Below are 24,115 nucleotides of genomic sequence, written 5' to 3' on the forward strand. Positions count from 1 at the left end.
GCCGGGCGTCCTACGCTCGGCTCGCTAGATCTTTCTTGGTGAGCTTCCCCCCAAAAAACAGGGGCAGATCGATTTCCCTTACGTGATCCTTCAGGCCGTCTCCGGCACCGACCAGGACGAAAGCTCGGAGGTGGCGGTGAAGATCCTCTGCGGGATCTACTCGGCGGAAGGGGTGGAGGCCGGGGTGAACGACATCCTGAACCTTCTCACCCGGTGCCGGAAGATCGTGCTCTCCAAGCGGCGCACCGAAGACGGCTTGTACACCTTGAAACTTCCGGTGACCTGGGAATGCGGAGATCCGGACGCAAAGTACTTTCAACCCCAGCCCCATGCGGAGGGCGAGATCACCACCCACTGGGAGACCTCGGGGATCCGGCAAACATTAACGGAAGACGTGGAGGCATGTCTCTAATGGCAGCAAAGAAAACAACATCAACGGCGGCAAAGGGCAAGAAAACGGAACAGGTGGCCTATGGGGGCCGGAGGTTCGGCAGCCGGTGCACATCAGTCGGTATCAGGTCTTTCGAAACGGCCTGCCCAAAGAGGTGGCGGCCTACTTTAAGGAGCGGATGGAGCTGAAGCGCTTCATGGTTCCGGTGGAGGCCCTTGCCTCGGCCATGGCCGACCTCAACAACCCTGAATCCCTTCTGGCCCGGAAATACGCCGAAGCGAAAGGAGCCAAGTAATCATGACATACAGACACGGTGTTTACGCATCCCAGATGCCCACGTCCATCACGCCGCCCCGGAGGGTGTCTGCCTCATTGCCGGTGGTGGTGGGCACGGCCCCCGTGCACCTGGCCAAGGGCGGGGCAGGGCCGGTGAACAAGGTGACCATGGCCTATACCTACGCAGAGGCCGTGGAGCTGCTGGGCTATTCCGACGCCTGGGAGAAGTACACGCTTTGCGAGTTCATCTACTCCCACTTTGCGCTGTTCGCCCTGGCCCCCATTGTCTTCATCAACGTCTTTGACCCGGCGGTTCACAAGGCCGATGTGGCCGAAGGCGCGGCCACCTTTGCCGATGACGAGATCAAGCTGGACCACGGGGACCTCCTGGGGCCGGTGGTGGTGACCTCTTCGGACAAGTCCACCACCTACGTGGAGGACACGGACTATGAGGTGGACCGGGTTGCCGGGACCATCAAGCGCATCCCTACCGGCTCAATCAAGGCAGGGGCCACCGTCAATCGAACTTACACCTATGCGGATCCGTCCAAGGTGACGGCGGCGGATATCGTGGGCGGGGTGGATTCTGAAACCGGGGCCCTCACCGGCCTGGAGCTGGTGAACGAGGTGTTCCCCAAGTATCGCCTGGTGCCCGGGCTCATCGTGGCCCCGGGCTGGTCTTCGGCCTCCACGGTGTCGGCGGTGATGACGGCCAAGGCCAAAACCATCAACGGGCTGTTCTCCTGCAAGGCGATTATCGATATCGATGACGCCACCGTGACCCGGTACAGCGACGCCCCGGAGTACAAGAACCAGAACAACCTCACCGACCCGGCCCAGGTGGTCTGCTGGCCCAGGGTGAAGCTGGGCACGAAGACCTTTCACATGTCCACCCAGCTTGCCGGGCTCATGGCCAAGGTGGACGCGGACAACGAGGACATCCCCTACGCCTCGCCTTCCAACCACAACTTTCAGATGGACGCCATGGTGGCTAACGGGGAAGAGGTGTGGCTTCAGCCGGAGCAGGCGAATTATTTGAACGGCAACGGCATCGTGACGGCCCTGAACTTCATCGGCGGGTGGAAGTGCTGGGGCAACCGGACGGCCTGCTACCCGGCCAATACCGACCCCAAAGATTCCTGGATCTCAGTGAGCCGGATGTTCACCTGGGTGGGCAACACCCTGATCCTGAGCCACTGGTCCAGGGTGGATGCCCCGGCAAAGCGGCGGCTCATCGAGACCATCCGGGATTCTGCCCAGATGTGGCTGGACGGCCTGGTGTCCCGGCAGTTTCTCCTGGGCGCGCGGGTGGAGTTCCAGGCCGATGAAAACGCGGTGACGGACATGATGGACGGGATCTCCCGGTTCCATGTCTACATGACGCCCCCGTCTCCTGCCCGGGAGATCGACTTCATCCAGGAGTACGACCCGGCCTACTTTTCAACCCTTTTCGCTTAATTTTCGCTTAACAGGTTTTTGGATGTCTACGCGTAGACATCCCTAAACCCACACAGGAGTGCGCGCATGAATACCCCTGAAGTATTGACCAACTTTCGCCTCTATTACGGCGGCGCCAAGGACATGATGGGCGTGGTGGACGTCACCGTGCCGGACATCGAGCCCCTGAACGCCTCCCTCAAAGGGGCCGGTATCCTGGGTGAGATCTCGGTTCCCATCCTCGGGCACATCGGGGCCATGGCTATGACCATCAACTTTCGGACCATCAGCCAGGACGTGAACCTCTTCAACATGCCCGTTCCCCACGTGGTGGATTTGCGCGGGGCCATGCAGGTCCAGGACACGGCAAGCGGTGTGCGGAAGGTGATGCCCGTGCGGATCTCCGGCCAGGGTTCCACCAAAAAGACCAGCTTCGGCAAGTTTGCCGTGGGGGAAGGCAACGACTCCAGCGTAGAGCTGGAACTCACCCGCTTTAACCTCATGATCGACGGGAAGGAAAACATCCTCATCGACAAGCTCAACAACCTTTACGTGGTAAACGGCGTGAACTGCCTGTCTGACGTGAACAAGGCCCTGGGGCTGTAACGATCAAACCGATGTCTACGCGTAGACATTCTTGAAAAAGGAAAAACCACGATGGAAATCAAACTGAAAAAAGCCATCACCTTTGAAGGCAAAGAGATCAAGACAATCAACCTGGACCTGGAGGGGCTCACGGGGGAGGACATGGCGCAGGCGGAGAGGGAGTACCTTGCCATGGGGGGCCAGATGACGAGCCTCACCCTGAGCCATGCCTACTGCCACTGCCTTGCGGCCCGTGCGGCGGATCTTTCCGTTGAGACCATCCGGTCCATGTCGGCCAGGGACAGCACGAATATTGCCATGGAGGTGCAGCTTTTTTTGCACGGTATGGAAGACCAAGTGCCCGGCAGATCCGCTTAGCGTGCCTGGACATGGGCAAGGCAACCCGGACGGGGGTGGCATTCTTTTACCAGATGCCCTTTCCCGAGCTTTTTGAATGGATCACGGATTTGAATGAGAAGGCGTAGGCGATGGGATCACGGGTATATGACATAGCGTTTAAGCTGAACGGTTCGGTGGCTCCAACGTTTAAGGGATCGATGCTCAGTGCGTCCCAGACGGTGGGCGCACTGGGGCAGAAGATCAGCCAGCTTGAAAAATCCAAGGCCAAGGTGGACCGGTTTGGATCGCTGAAAAAGGAGATCCAGGAGACGGAGCGGCGGTTCTTTGAGGCCCAGAACGAGAGCAAGGCCCTTGCCGCTCAGCTGGCCGCCACCGCAAAGCCCACCAAGAAGCTTCAGAGCCAGTTTGACGCGGCGAACCGTAAGGCTAAGAAACTGAAAACGTCACTGGGGGAGCAGAGGACCTCCCTTTCCGAGCTTCGGCGGGAGATGGCCTCTACCGGAATCAAGACGGGGCAGCTGGTGATGCACAACCAGAAGCTGGCCCAGTCCATCGACCTTGCCCGACGCAAGCAGGACAAGCTTCAGAAGCTCATGATGAAACAGAAGGCCGTGAAGGACAAACGCGCCAACATGCAGGGCCAGCTGTTTGACGCTGTGGCCCTGGGAGCAACGGTGGCGGCTCCTGTCATGATTGCGGCCAATTTTGAACAAAGCATGGCTAAGGTGAAATCCCTTACCGGAGCCACCGGCAAAGACTTCCAGGCCTTGACGGCAAAAGCGAGGGAACTTGGATCAACGACCTCCTTCTCAGCCAGTGAAGCAGCTCAGGGCATGTCATATCTGGGCATGGCTGGTTTTGATAGTCAGCAAATCATCTCTGCTATGCCGGGCGTGCTTAACATGGCCAAGGCCGGTGCCGTAGAGCTTGGCGTCGCATCAGATATTGCGTCAGATATCATGTCCGGTTTTGGCTTAGAGGCCTCTGAGATGGACCGTGTTTCAAACGTCCTCACCCGGACCTTCACCAGTTCCAACACCTCCCTGGAGATGCTGGGCGAGACTACTCAGCAATGTAGGCCTGTTGCGGCGAAAGCTGGAATGTCCTTGAAAGAGACCTCCGCCATGGCCGGGCTCCTTGCCAACGTTGGGATCAAAGGAAGCATGGGGGGCACTACCTTAAAAAGTATGGTTTTGGGGCTTTCCGCGCCGTCAACCGCAGCACTAAGTACACTCCGGGAGTTGGGTGTCCAGGCCACAAACATGGAAGGTAATCTTCGGAAGCCTGCACAAATTTTAGCAGATCTATCCGAATCACTAAACGGTATGGGTAATGCCGAGAAGTTGGATGTAATCAGTACCATATTTGGCAAGGAACCGGCGTCTGGTTTAACGGAACTGCTCTCTCAGGCAGGGAAAAAGGGCATCACCGAATACACAAAAAAAGTGAAAGACGGAGAAGTTACCGCCCAGTCCATTGCTAATATCATGGACAACACAACCGTCGGAGCCCTTAAAAATTTTGGTTCTGCATCAGAAAGCCTCGCCATAACTTTTGGAAACACCCTGACACCTGCCATCTCAGGTGCGGCTGATCTGTTTTTTGCCTTTATTGCACGCAAGCTTACTGCCGCATCAGAAAAGTACCCAACAGTCACGAAAGTAGCGGGGATGCTGACAGGCGGTACCATTGCCTTGACTGCTGCAACAGTTGCCGCAGGGTATGCCTGGACTTTTGTGTCTGGAGGTCTGTTAAGGGCAAAGACGGCCTATCAGCTCATCAACAAACATCTCACACTATCAAAAATGAAAACCATAGCCCTGGCCGGAGTTCAAAAGGCAGCGGCCATCGGCACCTATGCCATGACAGCAGCACAATGGGCCTTAAACGTGGCCCTGAATGCCAACCCCATCGGGTTGATTGTCGGCGGTGTGGCCGTTCTGGTGGGGCTTGGTGCTGTTCTTTACAAGAAGTTCGAACCCTTCCAGAAGCTGGTGGACTCCATATGGGGAAAGATCAAGAAATTCATGAAAATTGGAGGTCGCTTCTTTGGCTTCGGGAGTGACGAAGAGACTGAAACGTCAGAAAAGGCCGCCAAGGTGGGCAATGTCGCCGGGAACATTCCCACGCCCCCGGACAATGTGGTGCCTTTCCCTGAAAGACAGAGCCAGGGCGTGACGCCTGTGAAGTTTCCAGAGGTTTCCCCGGCGGCCATGAACAGTTCCAGCACGGCTATTGAGTACAAACCCCAAATTAATATCACGGCCACCGGCTCCAACGTTGCCGAATTCAAGGCGGCAGCGGATCAGAGCATGATGGAGAGCGAAGAGCGAGTCCGGAAGGTTATGACGGATATTCACCACGACGACAGGAGGCGCGCGTTTGGCTGAGTCATACACCACACGGCAGGGCGACATGTGGGACGCCATCGCCCTGTCCCGCATGGGAAACGAGATGCACATGGCCCGGCTGATTGCGGCCAACCCGGAGCATCGGAGTACGTGGTTTCAGCGCCGGATTGAGCTGATCGGACACGGGAAGAGAACCGAAACCGTTTTACCCCCCTGGAAATCATGATGAGAAAAGCACGACTGAACCTGAACTTTGAAGGCAAGGACATCTCTAAAGAGATCTCACCTTATTTAAAGAACATGACCTACACCGATTTTTCATCGGGCAAGGCCGATGATCTCCAGATCACCCTGGAGGACACCGGCGGGCTTTGGTCAGGAGACTGGTTTCCGGAGAAGGGTTCCCGGGTAAAGGCGGAGATTGAGTGCTCGGCATGGGGCGACCTGGGGGATCTTTCACTCTCCTGCGGATCCTTTCAGGTGGATGACATCACATCAAGCGGGCCTCCTGCCATCGTGACCATGAAAGCCATCAGCTCCATGACCTCCACTGCCATCAAGAACGAGTTGAAGGAACGGGTCTGGGAAGCCATCACCCTGGAGCAACTGGCCGGGGGCATCGCGGCAGAGCACGGGCTCTCCCTTTTTTTCAGCGCCGACCTGGACGCACCGTATGAGCGGGTGACCCAGAGCAAGGAGAGTGACCTTGCTCTTTTGTCAAGGCTCTGCAAGGCGCGGGGCCTCAACCTGAAGATGGCCGAAGAGAAGCTGGTTCTCTACCAGGGGAAAATCTTTGAAGCCAAGGCCCCGGTGTTCACCTTGAAAAAGGGGGCCTCCGAGATTCTGACCTGGTCGTTCAACACCAAGTCCCACAACATCTACCGGGCATGCACGGTGCAGTTTTTTGACCCGACAAAAAAGAGGTTGGTGGAGCACACCTTCACCCCGGAGAACAGTCCGAAGACCGGTCAGGTTCTCGTGGTATGGTGGAGTCCATCGCCGAAGCCCAGACCCAGGCCGTGGCTGAACTCCGGAGCGCGAACAAGGAGGAGGTGAATAAGCTTCTCCCTGGGTGCAATCCCCGGGCCCTGGCCGGGCTAAATGTGAAGGTAGAGGGATTCGGTATCTTTGACGGGATCTATTTTATCGACGAGGCCAAGCACTCCCTGGGCTCCGGTTACAAGACAAACGCAAGCCTGAGAAAGGTGCTGGGGTACTGATGATCGAGATCGAAAAGCGCATGAAGGCCCTGGAGGAGAAGGTGAACAGCATGGTCCAGGTGGGTACGGTGACCGAAGTGGTGGGCGGATCCGTGAAGGTGGAGATCCATGGCCATCCCACCCACAAGCTGCCGGTTCTCTTCCCTCGGACCCAGACGGACAAGTTCTTTGCCATGCCCGACGTGGGGGAAGAGGTGGCCTGTATCTTCCTTCCCATCGGCCTGGAACAGGGCTTTGTCCTGGGGGCGATCTACTCCGACGTGGACGCGCCACCTGCAGACGGATCCCACCTGACCCATATCACCTTTGGGGATGGCTCCGTCATGGCTTACGACAGGAAGACGCACAGCCTGGGCATCACGGTGAAGGGCGGGGAGGTGACGGTAAAAGCGGAAAAAGTGACCCTGGATTGCGGCGGGGAGCTGGGCGGGGTAATCACGGATAAGTCCATTTGCAAGTTCGACGGCAAGCCCCATGTGGACGCATCAAAAACAGTCATTGCGAGCAAATAATCATGGCAACAAGCGCAGCAGCCCTCGTGGCAGACATTATCAAGGAACTCGAAGTGGAAGGGTTGCAACGGGGAGCCAAGTTCGCCCAGACAGAAAAAATGGCAGCGGCCCTGGGCCGGGCCGTCTACAAACACATGACCCTTCTGGACGACACCTCCGGAAGCCCGGCATCCAAAGGACACAGATAAATGGACGTGGGGACTTTCGGAGAGATTGTTTTTGAAACCAGCCGCACGCGGATCCGCACCTTCGATGAGTTCAAGCGCTCATCCAAGGCGCGGTTTGCCGAGCATGCCGTCACAGGGAAAAAGCCTGTCCTGGAGTTTCTGGGGCCGGGCCTGGATGAGGTGTCGCTCCAAATGATGTTCGCCGAAAGCCTGGGCGTCTCGCCTTCAGGTGAGATCGATGCCGTGCGAAAGGTCCTGGCCTCCGGAGAGGCAAAGAACCTGGTTGTGGGCGAGATTTCGGACGGTTTGCCCTCCTTTCCATGGAAGAGGATTGGCAGAAGTTCGACGGCAAAGGGCGGCTCCTGGTTGCGGCGGTTTCCATCAAGTTAAAGGAGTTTGCGTAAATGGAATTGAATGTGACGGGCCAGTTGGACCGTGTGGTGATCGGAGCAACGGGCATCGATGCCATTGTACAGCAGGTGCAGATTGTATGCGCCACCCGGGTGGGGACCCTTCCCCTGGACAGGGCCTTCGGAGCCCAGGCGGATTAATCCGAGAGCGCCGCTTCCGGTGGCCAAGGCCAAAGCATCGGCAGCCGTGACCCAGGGGATTGAGACCTACGTTCCCGGGGTGGATGTTCTCTCCGTGTCCTGGGTGGCCGACACCGAAAAGGCCCGGTCCGGGACACTGATCCCCGTGGTGAGGATTAAAATCAATGAGCCTTAAGAATCTTCCGGACATCCAATTTGTGGAAGCCGATGCCGAGAAAACCATCAGCAATATTTTGACCGTGCACGAGGGCATCACGGGCAAATCCCTGGCCCCTGCGGATCCGGAGCGCCTCTTCCTCATGGGCCTGGCCTCCATCATTGTGCAGCAGCGCGAGCTGATCAACCACGCGGGGAAAATGAATCTCCTGGCTTATAGCGAAGGCGACCACCTGGATCACCTGGGGGCCTTTACGGAGACGGAGCGGCTGGACTCTTCTGCCGCCGGAACCCTGTGCCGGTTTTCCATTGCCGAGGCCCTGGGGTTTGTGGTGGCCATCAACAAAGGGACCCGCGTCTCTCCGGACGGTACACTCTTTTTCAAGACGGAAAGCTATGCCGAGGTGGCCGCCGGGGACACCTTCGTTGACGTGCCCGTGACCTGTATGGCCACGGGCACCGAGGGCAACGGTTACGTGCCGGGGCAGATCAACCAGATGGTGGATCCCGTCCCCTATGTGGTGAGCGTTTCCAACACCATCACATCCACGGGCGGAGCCGACAAAGAAGGCAACGATCCTTACAGGGAGCGGATCCACAACGCCCCGGACAAATACTCGGTTGCCGGTCCGGAAGGGGCCTACATCTACTGGGCCAAGTCGGCCCACCAGGAGATCGCCGACGTGGCCGTGGTCTCTCCTGCAGACGCCACCGTCCAGGTGGTAGTGCTCCTCTCCGGAGGCAGGCTTCCGGATGAAACCATTTTGCAAACCGTGGCCGATGCCGTGACGCCGAAGAACCGAAGGCCCTTGACGGATAGAGTCTCCGTCATTGCCCCGGTGCCGGTGGGCTTCGACATCGATGCCGACTATTTTATTTCCGGAGAGAACCAGGAGGCCATCTCTGAAATTCAAAGCCGGGTGAGCAAGGCCATTGCCGACTATACAGCCTGGCAATGCGAAAAGCTGGGCCGTGACATCAACCCCGATGAACTGGTTTTCCGCTTAAAGAGTGCCGGCGCAAAACGCGTGGTGCTGCGGTCCCCCTCATTTCAAAAGCTGGCCACCACCCAGGTGGCCCAGGCAGACACCCAAACCTTGAATTACGCGGGGGTGGAAGATGAGTAAGGCTTTGCCCGACATCTCCTTTGCAGACATCCTCCCCGCGTCTATCTCCGGAGACGAAAGCATCCGGGCAGCTGCCAGCGCCATCGATGACGACCTGAAGCAGATCAACCGGGCCATCGACACCTTATATATATACAGCCGGTGGGACGAGCTGGAGGAGCCCCTCCTCACCCACCTGGCCTGGCAGTTCAAGGTGGACTTCTGGGACGACAGCCTGACCCTTGAAAAGAAGAGGGCCCTTGTCAGGAACTCCGTGGCCCGTCATCGACAAAAAGGAACCCCGTCCGCCATCGAGGGCGCCATCGCCGACGTGCTCGGCGGCGGAACCGTGGAAGAGTGGTGGACCTACGACGGCCAGCCCTACCACTTCCGGGTACGCGTGGAAGTCACCGACCAGGGCGTCACCGATCAGGCCTACGCCTGGGCCGACCAGCTCATCGAAGCCTACAAGAACGTCCGTTCCAAGCTTGATGCCGTGATTACATACCTGAGAGGGCAGGGCACAATCCACATGGCCATGGCCGGACAATACGCCGAAACCGTCTCCGTCTTCCCCTGGCAACCCGAAAACCTGGAAGAGTCCGGGCCCGTCTACTTTGGCCTGGGAACTCAGATGATCGAAACCACCTGCATCTATCCCTAAAAAAGGAATACTCTGACCGGCAGAATCCTATTTCACAACCTTAACCAACACCGGCAAGGCGATGTTCGCCAACTCGCCGGTCTTAGGTAAATCGGTCTCGTTTTCAACCCTGGCCGTGGGCGACGGCAACGGATCCTACGCGAGCCTGGACCTGGCAGGCATGCTTCAGCGGACATCTTTGATTAATGAAGGTGGCGAGGCAGCATCAACCACATTTCCATCCATGAAGCCAACAGCAACTGGCTGGTGGTGGAGGCCTTTATCCCATCGGACGTGGGGGACTCCGACATCCGGGAGGTGGGTATCTTCTCCACCCGGACGGCAACCTGATTGCCATCGGCAAGTATCCCCACACCTACAAACCCAAGATTACCCAGGGGGCATCCAAGGATCTTTACGTGAAGATGATCCTGGAGGTTTCGGAGATGGCCGCCGTGGAGCTGAAGGTGGATCCGGCGGTGGTACTGGCGACGAGGGAGCATGTTGCGGATGAGTTGAAGGCGTATCCGGATATGGTGAGGAAGGATGGGCAGGGTAATGTGTCGATTTCGGGAGACTTGAGTGTCAAAGGAAAGAGTCTCGTTTTACGAGCCGGGAGATGACATTAACCGTGTGATATATGCCTTCAGATGAAGAGATGAGAAGGCGTCGTATGCTTGAACGGGACGGATCGAGTCTCTTACGCTCTGATTATCCGAACCTCTTTGCGAAAATTGGAACCATGTATGGGAGGTCCTCGACGAAATGCATTTTAGCCTGCCTGATGACCGAGGCCTTTTTCCCAGATATTGGGACCATGGGGCGGGGATTGATCCTGATGCCTCATCTCGTTCAGATAGAGGCGATGGAACAACGGGTGGTCATCTGTGGTACGGGGCAGGCGTCTAAAAACAAGGAGCATCCACACGGACTATATACGTTCGCAACAAATTAGCCGGATCAGGCGCAGCGTATGGATCAACAACAAATAGCTCGAATTGTACGTTCGTTATCATCTGGTGGGGCTGAGGCCAGGCCAAAAAACGTAACTAAATGGGGGGGGATATTTTACTAATGACAACATTGTATAATGCACACCCCGAAACGGGTGAATACTTGAAGGGACGAGACTCCAAGCCACGGCAAAATGGAATGTGGGACGAAGAAACTGGTAGCCCAAGTGATCGCTGGCTATACAACCCTAAATCCTCATCCCTGCAGCCACCTCCTGAAACAAACGAATATGAGGTCGCGGTCTTGGAGCAGGGTTTGTGGATCGTAAAATCTGATTACCGTGGAGCGGTGTATTTTGATACCGCCTCACAGGAACGATACAGAATATCTGAGATAGGGACTGTCCTTGATTCAGGTTGGACCGATAAGGAGCCGTTACCGTATTCGAGATGGAATGGCACCGATTGGGAAATTGATTTGAGCCTTTGGCTGGATAATGTGGTAAGGCCGCAACGTGACGCCAAGCTTTTAGCATGCGACTATACAATGATGCCGGATTATCCGATTGACCAAAGCAAACGGGCAGAGTGGGAGGCTTACAGATGCTGGACGATCTTCCGGCAACATTAATTTTCGTTACCGATTCAATCCCCTGGCCCCCCGAACCTAAGTAGAGGTGAAATAGTGCCTGTCACCTAAAAAAAGCGGTTTTTCAAAATGCGCCGTTTTTGGAATCTGCCTTAATTTAATTCCAAAGACATGTCCGTGAGCTTAATTCTTGTAATGGCGTGAGCCGCATGGTCGAAGGCACAAAAATTGTGGAAGTTTTTGTGGAAGTTCTTCAAAATGGGGCACGTATTTTCGGGGCTTTACGGGGTTTCAAGGTGATACAGATGAAAGACGATGTATTAAGTATGGGGTTGATATTATAAATGGATTACGTCCAGAATAGGACCTGGGTTCGATTCCCGCCGCCTCCACCAGGCTTCGCCTGAGCGCCAGCGAGCAAGAAGCCTGCAATCCTTAAAAATAAAGATTCCCGAATCACGTTTCACAAAATAAATTCTTCCAGTTGTTATATGATGATGATGAGGAGGCTCCTTTGGGCTTTCACTATGTATACATGCTCCGAAGTGAGTCGTTTCCGGAACGGTTTTATACCGGTATGACCTCTGACCTTGGAACTCGCCTATAGGCCGTTAATTCCGGAAGCGTCCCCCACACGTCAAAGTACAAACCCTGGAAAATTGAAATCGCCATCGCCTTCCCCTCCAAACCCAAAGCCACCACCTTCGAGACCTACCTCAAATCCCACTCCGGCAGAGCCTTTTCTGCCAAGCATTTTTGAACTGAAATAACTGTTGCCTTGTCACCTATTTCCAGCATAGGTCAAAAGAGTCACGGCAGGAAAATCGAGACTTGAATCGGCTTTCAAGGAAAGGGGCAGGCCTTTACGCTGCGTTGCGAGGAGGGCATTATGGTGAGCATGTCAGGCTGGAACAGGAAAGGATTTCCTTTGGTTGGTTAATGGAATCAATCATGGGGATTCTTGATGGGTGAGTATCCATCGCTTTACTGCGTGCCAGCTGTATCATAAAAACCTGTACCCATCACCGCCAAAATCGTGATCACCTGCCTTGCCCCTCCGTTTCGAAAACGTTCAAAACAGAGGGGCAAAGCCTGAATATTCCATCTTATTTATTCCATTTTAGCGCTGGGTTTTACTCGGCGGCGGGCTCTGCTTCAGCGGTAGGTTCCGTTTCCGCAGCAGGCTCTACCTCAGCTGTGGGCTCGGCTTCGGCTTCAGGCATTGCTTCAGCAGCTGGTTCCGCTTCAGGTTCTGGTGCGGGGGCTGGTTCTGCCATGCCTGCTTCGTAGGCATCTTTGTCAACTTCGATCACCTCAGAGTTCTGGATGATGATCTCTTTTCCTGTGGCCGAGTCTTTAAACTCGATGGCTCCGTTGCTTTTCTTGTTTATTTTTTCAGTATAGTAGACTTTGTCGCTTGAAGGGTCGGTCACTTGGTAGTAGGTGCCGCAGGCCGCCAGGGAAACCATCATAATCAGGGTCAGGATTAAAGCAGAAACGTTGATCTTCATGTTAGCTCTCCTTTTTTAGATTCGAAATTACCTCAAAAATGTAACGGACTATGGGGTTGAGTTCCGGCCATACGGCATACAGTCGTCCCAAATGTTGGCGGGACGATTTTTTACTCATTTTTGGAGAATTACGAGAGCGCTTTTCAGCAGAAGAGGCAGGCCTCAGGTTTCTCATTTGTCCGGGAGGGTTTTCTTTTCATTATACGGGAAAGCTTTGCCGGGATTGAGAAACCATCATGCCGCATTGTATTGGCATGGCTGCATACGTTCAGGTCGCGATGATCTGTATTGAATTGTCGAAGCAGGTGAAAGGTGTATAGCCCTTAAAAATGACAGGATATCGTTAATAATCAGCCCAATTGGATGCAAAGTCGATTTAATTTGCACTGCTGCATACGAAAAATGACGAAAGGCAAAATAAATTCGATGTCGGGGCACGCCTTGACGGTGAATTCTCTTTATCGTCCGGGCGCATTCCACATAAGAATAAAGGCAACGCCTCTTTTGGTCGATGACATCCTTCAGGGAGCCCTTGCCGCTGAGTGACCCACAGGCCTTGAGGATTGTCGCCCCCTGGACACTGCTGTCGAGCGTCTTGTTGTGATGTTGCGCCTTAAACCGGATTGATGGATGCGTTGTGGATAACATACTGGATTATTGTGCCCGGCTGCTGAGCGGCCTGATGGCACTGCTTGCCACCCCCAATTATACCGCTATTTTTAAGAGCGTCCTGTCCGCCGGGTCCCACGCAGGGCCGTGGCAGCTTCTGGGGCTGTTTCTGGTGTCCTCCATGGTCATGGTCTGGCGGCTTAATGCCTTTGAGAAGCGCGGCTTTGAGGGTACTGCCATCGGCACCATGGTGATGCCGTACTGCTCGGGGTTTTCCAATCTCGCCTTTGCCTATGTGATGGGAACCACGGGCGGGGACGCGGCCATGGTCCTTGAAAACTGCATCGTGAACAACGTCACCAACCTGACCATCCTCTTGGGCATCCCCGCCGTGCTGTGGGGCCTGACCCTCAAGGGGACAAAGGAAGACCGTTCAGAAGAGAAGCTCGATTACCTCTCCCTTCTTCTTACCCTCATTGCCATGGTGTTTTTTACGGCCGTGACCTGGGCCCTGGGCCGGGACGGGGTCCTGAACCAGGGGGACGGCCTGGTGCTCATGGGGCTGTTTCTTTTCTGGCAGGTGTTTCAGGTCTTTGATGTGATGAAGACCAACGTCCAGAAACACAGAGCCGTAAGTCTCTGGGTGGTTGTGGATATCCTGTTGGTGGGCGGGGCGGCCTGGGGAACCTATGTCAGCATCGAAGGGCTTGTGGCCTGGGTGTCGGCCGGGGGCGGGGGGATCATCTCCACAAGCCAGATCGGCATCTTAAGCGGTCTTCTCATGGTGGTTCCCAACGGGCTTCTTGCCTTTTACTATGCAGCCGTGGACCGCTCCGACATCGCCTACTCTTCCCAGATCGGGGACGGCCATATCTGCATTCCCATGTGTATCGGCATTTTCGCGTTTTTTTCTCCCATCCGAATCCCCGATTCCTTTGAAACCGGGGCCTTCACCATCATGGCGGCGTGTGCCGTCCACTTCTTCTTTGTCGGGGCCATGAAGCGCCTTCCCCGGGGCGCAGGGGCCCTGCTTGCCGCAAGCTACGGGTATTTTATCTACAAAGGCATCCTTATGTAGGTGACGCGTTGCCGACGGTGTAGGGACTTAGGTACGTGCGCTTGCGCACCGCCGAAGAATCGTACCGGCCATGAAAACCCATCTGCAGGTGACCTTCACAACGCATAGAAATGGCAAAAGGCGTTGGTTTTCCGAACAAATGGTGCGCAAGCACACCCTACGGGATGTCACATTTCCAGGTGGCCCACCTCGCCGCCGGAGGCAGTCTTAAGCCGTTTCTACGCACGCCTCATCCAGGGCATGGCTCCAGAGGGTGGCCCGGTTCCTGCCATCGTGTTTGGAGCGGTAGAGGGCCCGGTCGGCCCGGCTGATCCACTCCAGGGCATCGCAGGGGGAGGCGTCCGCCCGGTTTTCGGCCACGCCGAAGGAGAGGGTGATGCGAAGGGAGTCGCCGGGGATGGGTTTTCCGGCCTGGTCCACCTTGGGGAAGGCGTGGGTTTCGATTTTTTTGCGGATGCGCTCGATCATGGCGATGGCTTCGGGGCCCGTGGTTTCATCCAGGACCAGGAGGAACTCCTCCCCGCCGTAGCGTCCTGCCACGTCAAAGTGTTTGCGCATGGAGGTGGAGAGCAGCTCGCCCACCTCTTTAATGACCATGTCCCCCTGAATGTGGCCGTGGGTGTCGTTGACGGCCTTGAAGTGGTCGATATCGCAGATAGCCACGGAGGCCACGGCCTTGGGCTTTCGGGCAAATCGGTTGCGGACGCGGGAGGCCTCTTCTTTGATGCGTCTGCTGTTGGCCAGGCCGGTGAGGCTGTCGTAGACGGCGAGTTTTTCAAGTTGGGCCTTGATGAGGATGGTGCTGAGGAAGTTGCACATGATCTCACAGACGCTGGCCTCGTAGTCCCGCACCCGGGATTCTTCTCCGCAGTAGTCCCCGCCGAAGAGGTAGCCGCCGCCCAGGCTCTCCGGGAGGTAGACAAACCCCATCATGTCGCACCCTTCGTTGGGCACGTTGATGCAGGAGACCTTGCGGGAGGTGAAGGCCTTGATCTCGTTGATGTAGATCCCTTCGGCACGGGTGAGGTCCAGAATGAGTTTTTTTCCTTCCTTCAGGTCTTCGCGGTAGCCTTTGGGGTCGAACACGCGGGCCACTTCCAGGATCAGCCAGTTGTCCACCACGTTGCAGACCTCGTAAAGCACGCTTACATCAAAGGCCATGGCCTCTGTCATGATCGAAAGGGGCATGGTGAAGCAGGCATCCCCTTCAGAGGCCGGGTCCATACCTGTGAGAAAGGAACTCAGGGAGCCCAGCTGGTTGAGAATGTGCTTGGCGTCTGTTTCGACCTTGTCTATATCGCTGCGGGTCATGGCACCTCCTTTGCCCATTAGCCAGGTATGATCAGAAGAAGTACTATCGCAATTCTCCGGACAACACGCCAGTATTATACGCATGCGCACCCAGATGCCGGGGCTGCCCCGGCCGGGTGCGCATGCGGTTTGGGTGTTCATTTTTCTGATGGCTATCCCCCCGGAAAGAGAACCCGGCCCACCTGAAACGCCACGGCCCCCATGGTGATGGAGACGGCGAAATAGTAAAGCAGGGTGCCTGGTGTCATTGTACAGAGCGCGTCTCTGCATAGATGGTCCCTAGGGTGGCAAAGCAGGGCAGGGAGAAGAAGATCGCAAAGACAAAGGCCAGGGCGCTGGCCTGGGAGACCCCTGAGGACGCCAAGAACGAGCTGAGCCCGTTGTGGACAACCGAGAGGAGCTCCTTGTCCATGATGATGTTGAAGAGTCGGCACCGGTGGTGGTGGCCGCTCCGAAGATGACGGCCATGGTGCCCAGAGTGGCCTCTTTGGAGGCAAAGGCCACGATAAAGGCGATGCAGAGCCGCCAGTCAAAGCCCATGAAGTGGCCCAGGGGCTCTAAAGAGCGTCCCAGGCAGGCGATGTAGCTTTGGTGGATGGTTGGCCCGGGAAAGTAGATCCCGGCCCAAGTGAGAAAGGAAACCCCTGCCAGGAACCAGAACCCCTGGTGGTAAAAGGCCTTCATGCGGGTGAGGCTGTAGAGGCAGACGTGTTTCATGTCCGGCTTCTGGTAGGGGGGCAGTTCCATGATGAGGCCCGTGGGCTCACCGGGCACCACAAACCGCTGCAGCAGGCGGGAGGTGACCACCATGTGAAGGCCGGTGACGGCAAAAAGGGCGAGCATCACCCAGAGGGCCTTGGAGCCGAAAAAGATGCCGCTGAGAAAGGCCGTGACAATGAGAAGGGATTTGCACGGCACAATGGGAATCAGGGCCAGGGTGAGCATGCGTTGTCGCCAGGAGTCGATGGTGCGGTTTGGCTACCCCCGGTGCCGATGACGTCGCAGATGAGCCCCATGAGCACGGGCATCACGGATTTGCCGTGGAGGCCGAGCCGTCGCATGAACGGATTGAAGATGTAGGCGAGCCGGGCCATGTAGCCGGAGTTTTCCCAGGATCCCCATGACAAAAAAGACCGCCCCGATAAAGCCCATGATCATCAGTCCGAGGCTCACACCGCAGAGAACGCCGTTCAGACCACCGCCAGCCAGGCCGGGCTACCGGGCGATCGCGTCATGGATGGCGTGGGTGGAGAAGAAAAGGGCAAAGGCCGGAACCATGAGGACGGCCGACGGCGTAGGCCGCCACAATGCCCAGCAGGAGAACACAGGCGGCCACCCCTTTGCCCAGACGGGGGTGGGGTGGCCAGCCTGTAAGCGTCCCTGGAAGCTCTTGGGCGTTCGGTCTGCCTGGGATCGCACCTCCGAGAGGATATGGCTGATCCACGGCGCAGGGCCGCGGTGCCCGCCACGAGGCCGTCCGGGCATGACTCGGTAAGGCGGGCCACCTCCCGGGGGCTGGCGTCACGCCCCATGGTCTCTTGGACTCTTTCCAGGATCTCCGGGTCTTTTTCCAGGCATTTCACCGCCAGCCACAAGGGCGGCATGCCCTGGGGCGGGTGTGCGGCGCAGGGGCCTCGGAAACAGCGGGAAGCACCTCTCCGAAAGCCGCCTCCATCTCTTCGGCCAGCACCGGGCACAAGGGACAGCCCGTGTACCGACGGGTCCCAGCAGGGCCTCGATCCCCGTCTCCTTTTTGCGGTCGATGGCCGACAAGGGCACCACGCGCATTCCGGTGAGGAAGGCGAGTTTTTCCGCGTCCACCATGATGTTTTGGGCTGCCAGGTCCATTTTGTTCAGGGCGATCACCAGTGGGAACGTTCGGCGAGGGCCAGCTCCGCCACCATGTAGAGGGATCTCTCCAGTTGGGCCGCGTCCACCACCGCCACCACGGCATCGGGGCGCTCTTCGGTGAGAAAGTCCCGGGAGATGCGCTCCTCCATGGACTCCGCGGTGAGGCTGTAAGTACCGGGCAGGTCGAAGATGTCGACGCGTCGTCCCCCTGCCTTCACTTGTCCCTCTTTTTTCTCCACGGTTTTACCGGGCCAGTTGCCTACGTGCTGGTTTGCCCCGGTGAGGCGGTACAAGGAGTAGTTTCCGGTGTTGGGCTGGCCCACCAGGGCCACGGTGAGGTCCCGGTCACAGGCCGGAGTGCAGGCGGCGGGTTCTGCGTGGCAACACCCGGCTGCACACCGCCCCTGGCAGCTATTTGCTGGGTTCATGGATGGCGATCCTTTCGGCGTCGTGCCTGTCAATGGCCACCAGGGTGTCCCTCAGGTGGACCAGAAGGGGAAGTGTGCGGGTGTTCTGCACGGCCGTGACCCGCGCTCCGGGGGTAAACCCCATGGCCGCTGCCCGGTTCACAAAACCCGGCGTCCCGGAAAGGGCCTCGATGACCGCGCTGCGGCCTTTGTTCAATTGCTCAAGGGTAGACATACGCCTTGGTCTCCTTTCATCAGAAAAATACATTTACCCGACCGCCCACCACGGCGGGCTCGCCCACGCGACCGGCGTTGGCGAAGGTGTGCTGGAGGTAGGTCTGGTTACAGGAGGTTGCGTCCGTCGAGGTAGGCGCCCCAGGTGTCGCTTTCGTAGCCGACCTTGGCGCTGACAAGGGTGTAGCTCTCCTGGCGGGTGGTGTTCTCCTCATCCATGTATTTCGGGCCCATAAAGGCGGTGGTAAAGGAGGTGAAAAAGCCGCTCTCGTGGCGGTACCGTCCGCCCAGGGTGGCGCTGTACTTGTTGGCGTTGGGCAGGTAGTTTGCCGCAAGGTCCTTGCCGCTGGGGTGGTTGTCAAAGGAGTCGAACTCCCCTTCCAGCCAGCCCAGGCCCATGAGCAGGTCGAACCGGTCGGCCACCTTGACGATGGCCTCCACCTCGGCTCCGTAGCTATGGGCTTCGGCGGCGTTCTGCATCACGGCCACGTTGTCCTTCATGATGCTTACCTGCATGTCCGTGTAGTCGATGTAGAAGAGGGCGGTGTTGAGCTCCAGGCGGTTGTCGGCCAGGAGTCCTTTGTAGCCCAGCTCCCAGGTGACGGTGTACTCGGGGTCCACAGGCTCTTTGATGGCGTCGAGTTGAAACTGGTTGGCAGCGTAGTCCACCTTGTAACCCCTGGAAACGGAGCCGTAGGCGTGCTGTTTGGGGGTGAGGGCGTAGCTCAGGCTGGCCGAGGGCATGAGGCCCACCCAGTCGTCATCCCGGGAAAAGTCGTACGGGTGTCCAGGGCTGTGCCGCCCAGTTCCGTGCGCCCCTGCCAGGTGAAGTCCCGCCGTTCATAGTCCACCCGAAGGCCGGTGCGGAGTTTCCAGCGGTCCAGGAAGGTGAGGGTGGTCTGTCCGAAGAGGGCGCCCCCCTGGCTGTCGATGGTGGCATCGGCGATCTGGTGCATGCCGCCGGGGCCGGTTACCGGAGGGCCCGGTGCATCCTGGCCGAAGCTGAAGTCGGTTAAGATGTCGTTGGTCTCGGCCAGGAAGAAGAGGCCGCCGAGCCACTGGAGTCGCCCTTTTTCTCCGGAGAGGCGTACCTCCTGGGTGACGGTCTTGAACTGCTCGTCAAAGGCCAGGCTCATGAGGTCTGCCGGAGAAAAATCCATGTCGTAGGAGAAGCTGTAATCTGAGCTGCTCACGTTGGTGATGGTGGTGAGCTCAAAACCCGGAAACGCCTTTTCCAGGTGAGGGTGGGCGAGAAGAGGGAGCCTTCGTTGCTCCCTTCGTTGTTGGTTGTGGTGCGGGAGACCCCTGTTGCCAGCGGGGTGAAGACCTCAAAGGCCCCGTCGTAGCTGTCCCCGGTGATGCTGAGGCGAAGGGTGTTGTCCACTGCTGGTTTATACTCCAGGTGGCCCGGCCGGAGAACTGCTCGTGCTCGCCCCCGTCTTCTTTGTCACGGTAGCTGTTTTTGTAGTAGCCGTCCCCCTTTGGTGTAGCCCAGGGCAAGTCGATACCCCTGTTTGGGCCCCAAGGGCCCACCGAATGCCGCCTTGAACCGGGTGGTGCTGAAGCGTTCCACCTCAAGGGGGGCTGTCCATGGTAAAGACTTCGGTGGGTTTTCGGCTGATAACGTTGACCATGCCTGCGTGTGAGTTGCGCCCGTAAAGGGCCCCCTGGCTTCCCCGGATAAGCTCCACCCGTTCGGGGTGCAGGAACATGTCCATGCCCACATAGGGGATGGTAACGCCGTCCACGTTGGTGTTCCACACCTTGTTCATGTTGGTGAGGCCGCCGATGCCCCGGAAGACCACCTGGGTCGTGTGGGAATCAATTCGGTTCACGTTGATGTTGGGGGCGAGTTCGGTGAGCGTATCGATGGTGTTCTTGCCCAGATCGTCCATGAGAAAGCCGTCCACGGCCGTGACGTTTCCGGGTACATCCCGGATGCTCTCTTCACGCTTCTGTGAGGTGACGGTGAGGCTCTCCAGCTCGGTGGCACCTCGCTGTTCCTTGGCCGTGGTGTCGGCCGGGCAGACCGGCGCGGAGAAGAGGAGCATGGCGCTTATCAGGGCGGCGTGCTTCGGCACGGCGAGCGGGGGGAGTCTTGCGGTGGGTGATCATATTCCGTTTTTTCCTTCCTTCGTTCATTCAGTCCCTGTGTAACGGCCCGGGCCGCGTTTCCTGCAAACCGTTGGCCCGAAGCCGATACCTTACATACGGCAGGCAAAGGGCCTGGGCTTTGCCGAACGGACCGATGGTGTTGCCAGGCGACACAATTTCTTGGGCGGAAGGAAAAAATACGGATTAACGAAAGAGGCCGGAGGGGGAGATGCCGAAGTGCTTCTTAAAGGCTTTGGTGAAGTTGCTGTGCTGGGCATACCCCACCTCAAGGGCCACACTGGGTGAACCTGGCCGGTCTCCAGCAGCTGCCTTGCCTTTTCCAGGCGGTGGATCCTCAGGCAGTCGTAGACGCTTTTTCCGTAGAGTTCCCGGAACCCGTGGTTGAGCTTGTTTTTGTTGGTGCCCACGGAGCGGGCAAGCTCGGGCAGGGAGGGCGGGGACTCCAAATTCCGGGTCAGGAGGGTGTGGGCCATGCGGACCCGCTTGAGTTCCCGGTCGGTGAGGGGACACGGCGGGCTTAAGGGGCATGCGTCCGGCAGGAGCGCCTGGAGGCTGTCCCGGATCAGCTCCAAAGCGTAGGCCTGAAGGGTTACAAGGCGGAAGGGCTCTTCGGGGCCCAGGTTGAGGATCCGGTTGACGGTGGCGGCTGTGTGGGGGGAGAGGGGAAACCGCCGGTAAAAGTGTGTGTGGTCGTCGCCCCCTCTGATGATGTCGTGGCATTCCCGGGGAAGGGATTCCGCCTCCGGGCCGGTGAGGGACATGAGAAGGGACGGGTCCGCATCAGCATTACGCCTTCCAGGGAGACCCCCGATGGCGGGTAGGTCACCCCCTGCCAGAGAGGGGAAGGTAACTCATGATCCCGTGGCCCGCCTGGAGATGCCAGACGTCCAGTTCGCCGTGTTCATAGGTGATCCTCTGGCGGATGTTGCCTGCACAGGCTGAAGGCGATGGTAAAAGGCGACGTTTCGATTTCAAAGGAGAAAGAGAGGTTGGACAGAAGCCGGTAACATCCGATCCCAAGGCTGAGGCCCGGGCGAAGCTCAATCATGGACATGGAACCGCAGCCCATCTCTTTGGGCCATTCCCAGCGTCTTCAACATGTTCGGAGCTGCCCTCCAAGGGGGCATCGGCTTCGAAGAAGCGGCCGAACAACCGGTTTGCCTGAATGGATTCCAGCCCGTCAGGCGCTCTCCCGGGAACGAATCGGCCGAAAGGTTTCCGGCCGTGTTTTTGTGTTCTGTTTTGATTCTGCTAAAAATATTTGGTCTTCCTAAAATAAAGGGGTGGTGTAATACGATGATGGATTTGTGTCAAGGCAGGGAACGAGGAAAGGGGTGAAGGGACAGAACAATTAAAAAGGATTTTGTTAAGCTCTAATTTTCCTTCGGCGGGGCGCTTTTTATTTGAAAAAAGCGCCCCAAAGAACGTTCCTCACGCACCAGAGCCAGTTTGAGGAGCTTTTGAATAGCTACAAAAAACGGTTCGAGTGATCATTATAAAAAAGCCAGGCCCCGGGGCAGTTGCCCCGAAGCCCAGGCTTGGGTGAGGTAAGGTAAGGCGTTAGTTCTCGTACCAGATGGTCTTGGTGGCCATGTACTGCTCAAGGGCTTCAAAGCCTTTGTCGCGGCCGCAGAAGCCGGATGCTCTCGCCGAAGGGGGTGCCGATGTCTCCTTCGGAGAAGCAGTTCACGGAGACGGTGCCAGCCTTGATGCGCTGGGACACGCGGTGGGCGCGGCGAATGTCCGAGGTGTAGATGGAGGAGGCCAGGCCGTATTTTGTGGCGTTGGCCAGCTCGATGGCTTCCTCTTCGGTTTTAAAGGTGGTGACGGCAAGGACCGGGCCGAACACCTCGTCGTTAAATAGGGACATCTCCGGGGTGACGTTGTCGAAGATGGTGGGCTCAATGCACTTGCCCGCACCGGCATCCACGGCCTTGCCGCCGTAGATGAGGGTGGCGCCCTCTTTTTTGGAGGCGTCGATGTGGGCCAGCACCTTACGGAAGTGGCCCTCTTCGATCATGGGGCCCATGAAGACGGACATGTCCGCGGGATCGCCGATTTTCCACTCGGGCAGCTTGGCGACGATGGCTTTGATCACCTCGTCCTTGATGCTCTCCTGCACCAGAAGGCGGGAGCCGCAGCTGCAGTTTTCGCCCATGTTGTAGAAGGCGGCGTCCAGGATCTGGTCCACCACTTCATCCATGGGGTAGGTGTCTTCGAAGATCACCTGGGGGCTTTTGCCGCCGCACTCCAGGACGATCTCCTTGAGGTTGCTGTCCGCCGAGTAGTGGAGGAAGTAGCGTCCCACCTCGGTGGAGCCGGTGAAGGAGACCACGTCCACCTCGTTGTGGAGGCCCAGGGGCTTGCCCGTGGCTTCGCCGAGGCCGGTGACCAGCAGCAGGGCGCCTTCGGGGATCCCGGCCTGGTGGGCCAGCTGCACCATGCGGTAGGTGCTCAGGGACGTTTGCTCCGCGGGCTTGACGATGATGGAGTTTCCTGCGGCAAGGGCCGGGGCCACTTTCCAGGCAAAGATGGTGGCAGGAAAGTTCCAGGGCAGCGCCCCCACCACGCCCATGGGCTCTTTAACAACCATGCCGAGGTTGTTGCCGGGGGAGGGGGAGACCTTGCCGAAGACCTTGTCTGCGGCTTCGGCAAACCAGGAGATGGTGTAGCTGGTGTCGGGCAGGTCAAAGCCGATGCACTCCTTGAGGGGCTTGCCCACGTCCTTGCACTCCAGGGCGGCCAGCTCTTCGGCGTGCTCGTCGATGAGCCGTGCCCACTTCTGGATCACCAGCTTGCGGTCGTAGGGGGACATGCGGGACCAAGTGCCCTTTTCAAAGGTGTCCCGGGCCACGGCCACGGCTTCGTTGACCACCTCGGCGTCGCAGAATTCCACATGGCCGATGACGCTGTTGTCAAAGGGGTTCAAGGTGGGCGTCATGGTTCCCTGGGCGCTTTTCCTGTTGGGGATGATGGCCCTGGCTTCAAGGGTTCCGTTTTTTGCCTGTGCAAAGATATCCTCTTTGGATAACGGTTTGGCGTAGGTCATATTTTTTTCTCCGTTTAACTGCATGTGTGTCAAAAGCATGATTCAAGTGCCTCCGGCGGTGCGGAAAACCTGTTTGTCAAACTTTTCAAAAGTTTGGCCCCCGGCAGGGCCGCCGGAGGCAGAACCTGCCTTAATTATTTAAGTAAATATTACGACTGGCACGGGGGCGTAACGGCCCCTGGGCACGATTGCTTTCCGCGATAGACCATGGCCAGGCCGCCCACCGAGGTCTCCCGGTAGAGGGCGGGCAGGTCGTGGCCCGTGAGTTTCATGACGGAGACAACCTCGTCAAAGGAGATGAGGTGAGAGCCGTCGGACAAAATGGACATGTGGGCAACGGACAGGGCTCGCGTGGCCGCGCAGGCGTTGCGCTCGATGCAGGGGATCTGCACCAGGCCGTCCACGGGGTCGCAGGTGAGCCCCAGGTGATGCTCAAGGCCCATCTCGGCGGCGTACTCGATCTGGCGCAGGGAGCCTCCCAAAAGCTGGCAGGCCGCCGCAGCCGCCATGGCACAAGCCGAGCCCACCTCGCCCTGGCAGCCTACCTCTGCGCCGGAGATGGAGGCGTTGCGCTTGATGACGTTTCCGAACACCCCGGCCGTGGCCAGGGCCTGGATGTCCGCGTCAGAGGCCCTGGGTTTGTTGCAGGTAAT

Annotated in this window: 36 protein-coding genes and 3 pseudogenes; 23 read left to right on the forward strand and 16 right to left on the reverse strand. The window is 57.8% G+C overall.

Annotated features, from left to right (window positions below):
* Window positions 1–82: 82 nt before the first annotated feature.
* The 22 genes and pseudogenes from ACOYW1_RS00005 to ACOYW1_RS00110 all read left to right on the forward strand — a co-directional run.
* Window positions 83–412: a hypothetical protein gene (locus ACOYW1_RS00005; RefSeq protein ID WP_482421173.1), complete on the forward strand. Its 330-nt coding sequence runs from the start codon at window positions 83–85 to the stop codon at window positions 410–412.
* 85 nt (window positions 413–497) lie between these two features.
* Window positions 498–686: a hypothetical protein gene (locus ACOYW1_RS00010; protein WP_482421174.1), complete on the forward strand. Its 189-nt coding sequence runs from the start codon at window positions 498–500 to the stop codon at window positions 684–686.
* Between the two features lie 2 nt (window positions 687–688).
* Entirely contained in the window at window positions 689–2,125 is a 1,437-nt protein-coding gene (locus ACOYW1_RS00015) for a phage tail sheath family protein (RefSeq protein WP_482421175.1), read from the forward strand.
* 66 nt (window positions 2,126–2,191) lie between these two features.
* Window positions 2,192–2,710 (forward strand): phage major tail tube protein, encoded by a 519-nt coding sequence (locus ACOYW1_RS00020; protein WP_482418969.1) that lies wholly within the window; start codon window positions 2,192–2,194, stop codon window positions 2,708–2,710.
* A gap of 51 nt (window positions 2,711–2,761) precedes the next feature.
* Window positions 2,762–3,067 carry a phage tail assembly protein gene (locus ACOYW1_RS00025; protein ID WP_482418968.1) on the forward strand — a complete coding sequence of 102 codons (306 nt, stop codon included), beginning with the start codon at window positions 2,762–2,764 and terminating at the stop codon, window positions 3,065–3,067.
* Window positions 3,068–3,177: 110 nt separating this feature from the next.
* A complete protein-coding gene (locus tag ACOYW1_RS00030; RefSeq protein ID WP_482421176.1) occupies window positions 3,178–5,439 on the forward strand; it encodes a phage tail tape measure protein in 2,262 nt (753 codons plus the stop codon).
* Window positions 5,432–5,626: a tail protein X gene (locus tag ACOYW1_RS00035; protein ID WP_482418966.1), complete on the forward strand. Its 195-nt coding sequence runs from the start codon at window positions 5,432–5,434 to the stop codon at window positions 5,624–5,626. The genes ACOYW1_RS00030 and ACOYW1_RS00035 overlap by 8 nt, the downstream gene beginning before the upstream one ends.
* Window positions 5,623–6,456: a phage late control D family protein gene (locus ACOYW1_RS00040; RefSeq protein ID WP_482421177.1), complete on the forward strand. Its 834-nt coding sequence runs from the start codon at window positions 5,623–5,625 to the stop codon at window positions 6,454–6,456. Before ACOYW1_RS00035 ends, ACOYW1_RS00040 begins: the two co-directional genes overlap by 4 nt.
* Window positions 6,453–6,620, forward strand: coding sequence for a hypothetical protein (locus ACOYW1_RS00045; RefSeq protein ID WP_482421178.1), 168 nt, complete (start codon window positions 6,453–6,455; stop codon window positions 6,618–6,620). The genes ACOYW1_RS00040 and ACOYW1_RS00045 overlap by 4 nt, the downstream gene beginning before the upstream one ends.
* Window positions 6,620–7,132, forward strand: coding sequence for a phage baseplate assembly protein V (locus tag ACOYW1_RS00050; RefSeq protein ID WP_482421179.1), 513 nt, complete (start codon window positions 6,620–6,622; stop codon window positions 7,130–7,132). The genes ACOYW1_RS00045 and ACOYW1_RS00050 overlap by 1 nt, the downstream gene beginning before the upstream one ends.
* A gap of 2 nt (window positions 7,133–7,134) precedes the next feature.
* Window positions 7,135–7,320 carry a hypothetical protein gene (locus ACOYW1_RS00055; protein WP_482421180.1) on the forward strand — a complete coding sequence of 62 codons (186 nt, stop codon included), beginning with the start codon at window positions 7,135–7,137 and terminating at the stop codon, window positions 7,318–7,320.
* Window positions 7,321–7,689, forward strand: a complete 369-nt coding sequence (locus tag ACOYW1_RS00060; protein WP_482421181.1) for a phage tail protein — start codon at window positions 7,321–7,323, stop codon at window positions 7,687–7,689. It begins immediately after the preceding gene.
* A gap of 14 nt (window positions 7,690–7,703) precedes the next feature.
* Entirely contained in the window at window positions 7,704–7,850 is a 147-nt protein-coding gene (locus tag ACOYW1_RS00065) for a hypothetical protein (RefSeq protein WP_482421182.1), read from the forward strand.
* A gap of 19 nt (window positions 7,851–7,869) precedes the next feature.
* Window positions 7,870–8,025 (forward strand): hypothetical protein, encoded by a 156-nt coding sequence (locus ACOYW1_RS00070; RefSeq protein ID WP_482421183.1) that lies wholly within the window; start codon window positions 7,870–7,872, stop codon window positions 8,023–8,025.
* The gene (locus ACOYW1_RS00075) at window positions 8,015–9,133 is read left to right on the forward strand and encodes a baseplate assembly protein (protein ID WP_482421184.1); all 1,119 of its coding nucleotides are present in this window, start codon (window positions 8,015–8,017) and stop codon (window positions 9,131–9,133) included. The genes ACOYW1_RS00070 and ACOYW1_RS00075 overlap by 11 nt, the downstream gene beginning before the upstream one ends.
* Window positions 9,126–9,776 (forward strand): phage tail protein I, encoded by a 651-nt coding sequence (locus ACOYW1_RS00080; protein ID WP_482421185.1) that lies wholly within the window; start codon window positions 9,126–9,128, stop codon window positions 9,774–9,776. The genes ACOYW1_RS00075 and ACOYW1_RS00080 overlap by 8 nt, the downstream gene beginning before the upstream one ends.
* Before the next feature lie 34 nt (window positions 9,777–9,810).
* A pseudogene (locus ACOYW1_RS00085) lies at window positions 9,811–9,906 on the forward strand (phage tail-collar fiber domain-containing protein); the annotation flags it as partial.
* A gap of 71 nt (window positions 9,907–9,977) precedes the next feature.
* Window positions 9,978–10,070 (forward strand): annotated as a pseudogene (locus ACOYW1_RS00090) (phage tail-collar fiber domain-containing protein); the annotation flags it as partial.
* Window positions 10,043–10,378, forward strand: a complete 336-nt coding sequence (locus tag ACOYW1_RS00095) for a phage tail-collar fiber domain-containing protein (protein ID WP_482423872.1) — start codon at window positions 10,043–10,045, stop codon at window positions 10,376–10,378. The pseudogene ACOYW1_RS00090 and the gene ACOYW1_RS00095, both read left to right, overlap by 28 nt.
* Before the next feature lie 50 nt (window positions 10,379–10,428).
* Entirely contained in the window at window positions 10,429–10,710 is a 282-nt protein-coding gene (locus ACOYW1_RS00100) for a tail fiber protein (protein WP_482421186.1), read from the forward strand.
* A 161-nt stretch (window positions 10,711–10,871) separates the two neighbouring features.
* Window positions 10,872–11,339, forward strand: a complete 468-nt coding sequence (locus ACOYW1_RS00105; protein ID WP_482421187.1) for a phage tail assembly chaperone — start codon at window positions 10,872–10,874, stop codon at window positions 11,337–11,339.
* A gap of 771 nt (window positions 11,340–12,110) precedes the next feature.
* Window positions 12,111–12,269 (forward strand): annotated as a pseudogene (locus ACOYW1_RS00110) (Wadjet anti-phage system protein JetD domain-containing protein); the annotation flags it as partial.
* Window positions 12,270–12,430: 161 nt separating this feature from the next.
* On the opposite strand, the gene ACOYW1_RS00115 reads toward ACOYW1_RS00110, so the two are convergent.
* Complete coding sequence (locus ACOYW1_RS00115) at window positions 12,431–12,808, reverse strand: hypothetical protein (RefSeq protein WP_482421188.1); 378 nt, start codon at window positions 12,806–12,808, stop codon at window positions 12,431–12,433.
* Window positions 12,809–13,445: 637 nt separating this feature from the next.
* On the opposite strand from ACOYW1_RS00115, the gene ACOYW1_RS00120 reads away from it, so the two are divergent.
* Window positions 13,446–14,495 (forward strand): hypothetical protein, encoded by a 1,050-nt coding sequence (locus ACOYW1_RS00120; protein WP_482421189.1) that lies wholly within the window; start codon window positions 13,446–13,448, stop codon window positions 14,493–14,495.
* A 207-nt stretch (window positions 14,496–14,702) separates the two neighbouring features.
* On the opposite strand, the gene ACOYW1_RS00125 is transcribed toward ACOYW1_RS00120, so the two are convergent.
* From ACOYW1_RS00125 to ACOYW1_RS00195, 15 genes are all read right to left on the reverse strand, one after another.
* Window positions 14,703–15,806, reverse strand: coding sequence for a GGDEF domain-containing protein (locus ACOYW1_RS00125; RefSeq protein WP_482421190.1), 1,104 nt, complete (start codon window positions 15,804–15,806; stop codon window positions 14,703–14,705).
* 279 nt (window positions 15,807–16,085) lie between these two features.
* Window positions 16,086–16,751: a hypothetical protein gene (locus ACOYW1_RS00130; RefSeq protein ID WP_482421191.1), complete on the reverse strand. Its 666-nt coding sequence runs from the start codon at window positions 16,749–16,751 to the stop codon at window positions 16,086–16,088.
* The gene (locus tag ACOYW1_RS00135; RefSeq protein WP_482421192.1) at window positions 16,733–16,933 is read right to left on the reverse strand and encodes a nucleoside recognition domain-containing protein; all 201 of its coding nucleotides are present in this window, start codon (window positions 16,931–16,933) and stop codon (window positions 16,733–16,735) included. Before ACOYW1_RS00135 ends, ACOYW1_RS00130 begins: the two co-directional genes overlap by 19 nt.
* An 88-nt stretch (window positions 16,934–17,021) precedes the next feature.
* A complete protein-coding gene (locus ACOYW1_RS00140) occupies window positions 17,022–17,291 on the reverse strand; it encodes a hypothetical protein (RefSeq protein ID WP_482421193.1) in 270 nt (89 codons plus the stop codon).
* 36 nt (window positions 17,292–17,327) lie between these two features.
* On the reverse strand, window positions 17,328–17,654 hold the full coding sequence (locus ACOYW1_RS00145; protein ID WP_482421194.1) for a hypothetical protein: 327 nt from the start codon (window positions 17,652–17,654) through the stop codon (window positions 17,328–17,330).
* A 14-nt stretch (window positions 17,655–17,668) separates the two neighbouring features.
* Window positions 17,669–18,085 carry a FeoB small GTPase domain-containing protein gene (locus ACOYW1_RS00150; protein WP_482421195.1) on the reverse strand — a complete coding sequence of 139 codons (417 nt, stop codon included), beginning with the start codon at window positions 18,083–18,085 and terminating at the stop codon, window positions 17,669–17,671.
* A complete protein-coding gene (locus tag ACOYW1_RS00155; protein ID WP_482421196.1) occupies window positions 18,069–18,299 on the reverse strand; it encodes a FeoA family protein in 231 nt (76 codons plus the stop codon). Before ACOYW1_RS00155 ends, ACOYW1_RS00150 begins: the two co-directional genes overlap by 17 nt.
* A 107-nt stretch (window positions 18,300–18,406) precedes the next feature.
* Window positions 18,407–19,042, reverse strand: coding sequence for a TonB-dependent receptor (locus ACOYW1_RS00160; RefSeq protein WP_482421197.1), 636 nt, complete (start codon window positions 19,040–19,042; stop codon window positions 18,407–18,409).
* A complete protein-coding gene (locus ACOYW1_RS00165) occupies window positions 19,024–19,491 on the reverse strand; it encodes a TonB-dependent receptor domain-containing protein (protein WP_482421198.1) in 468 nt (155 codons plus the stop codon). Before ACOYW1_RS00165 ends, ACOYW1_RS00160 begins: the two co-directional genes overlap by 19 nt.
* Window positions 19,488–19,682 (reverse strand): hypothetical protein, encoded by a 195-nt coding sequence (locus tag ACOYW1_RS00170; protein WP_482421199.1) that lies wholly within the window; start codon window positions 19,680–19,682, stop codon window positions 19,488–19,490. Before ACOYW1_RS00170 ends, ACOYW1_RS00165 begins: the two co-directional genes overlap by 4 nt.
* 63 nt (window positions 19,683–19,745) lie before the next feature.
* Window positions 19,746–19,871, reverse strand: a complete 126-nt coding sequence (locus tag ACOYW1_RS00175; protein ID WP_482421200.1) for a hypothetical protein — start codon at window positions 19,869–19,871, stop codon at window positions 19,746–19,748.
* A gap of 1 nt (window position 19,872) precedes the next feature.
* Entirely contained in the window at window positions 19,873–20,379 is a 507-nt protein-coding gene (locus ACOYW1_RS00180; protein ID WP_482421201.1) for a TonB-dependent receptor plug domain-containing protein, read from the reverse strand.
* A gap of 123 nt (window positions 20,380–20,502) precedes the next feature.
* The gene (locus ACOYW1_RS00185; protein WP_482421202.1) at window positions 20,503–21,174 is read right to left on the reverse strand and encodes a helix-turn-helix domain-containing protein; all 672 of its coding nucleotides are present in this window, start codon (window positions 21,172–21,174) and stop codon (window positions 20,503–20,505) included.
* 848 nt (window positions 21,175–22,022) lie between these two features.
* Window positions 22,023–23,462 (reverse strand): aldehyde dehydrogenase family protein, encoded by a 1,440-nt coding sequence (locus ACOYW1_RS00190; RefSeq protein ID WP_482421203.1) that lies wholly within the window; start codon window positions 23,460–23,462, stop codon window positions 22,023–22,025.
* A 149-nt stretch (window positions 23,463–23,611) separates the two neighbouring features.
* Entirely contained in the window at window positions 23,612–24,115 is a 504-nt protein-coding gene (locus ACOYW1_RS00195) for an L-serine ammonia-lyase, iron-sulfur-dependent, subunit alpha (protein WP_482423873.1), read from the reverse strand.

The sequence above is a fragment of the Desulfoluna sp. CYM3A genome (genome assembly GCF_056829965.1).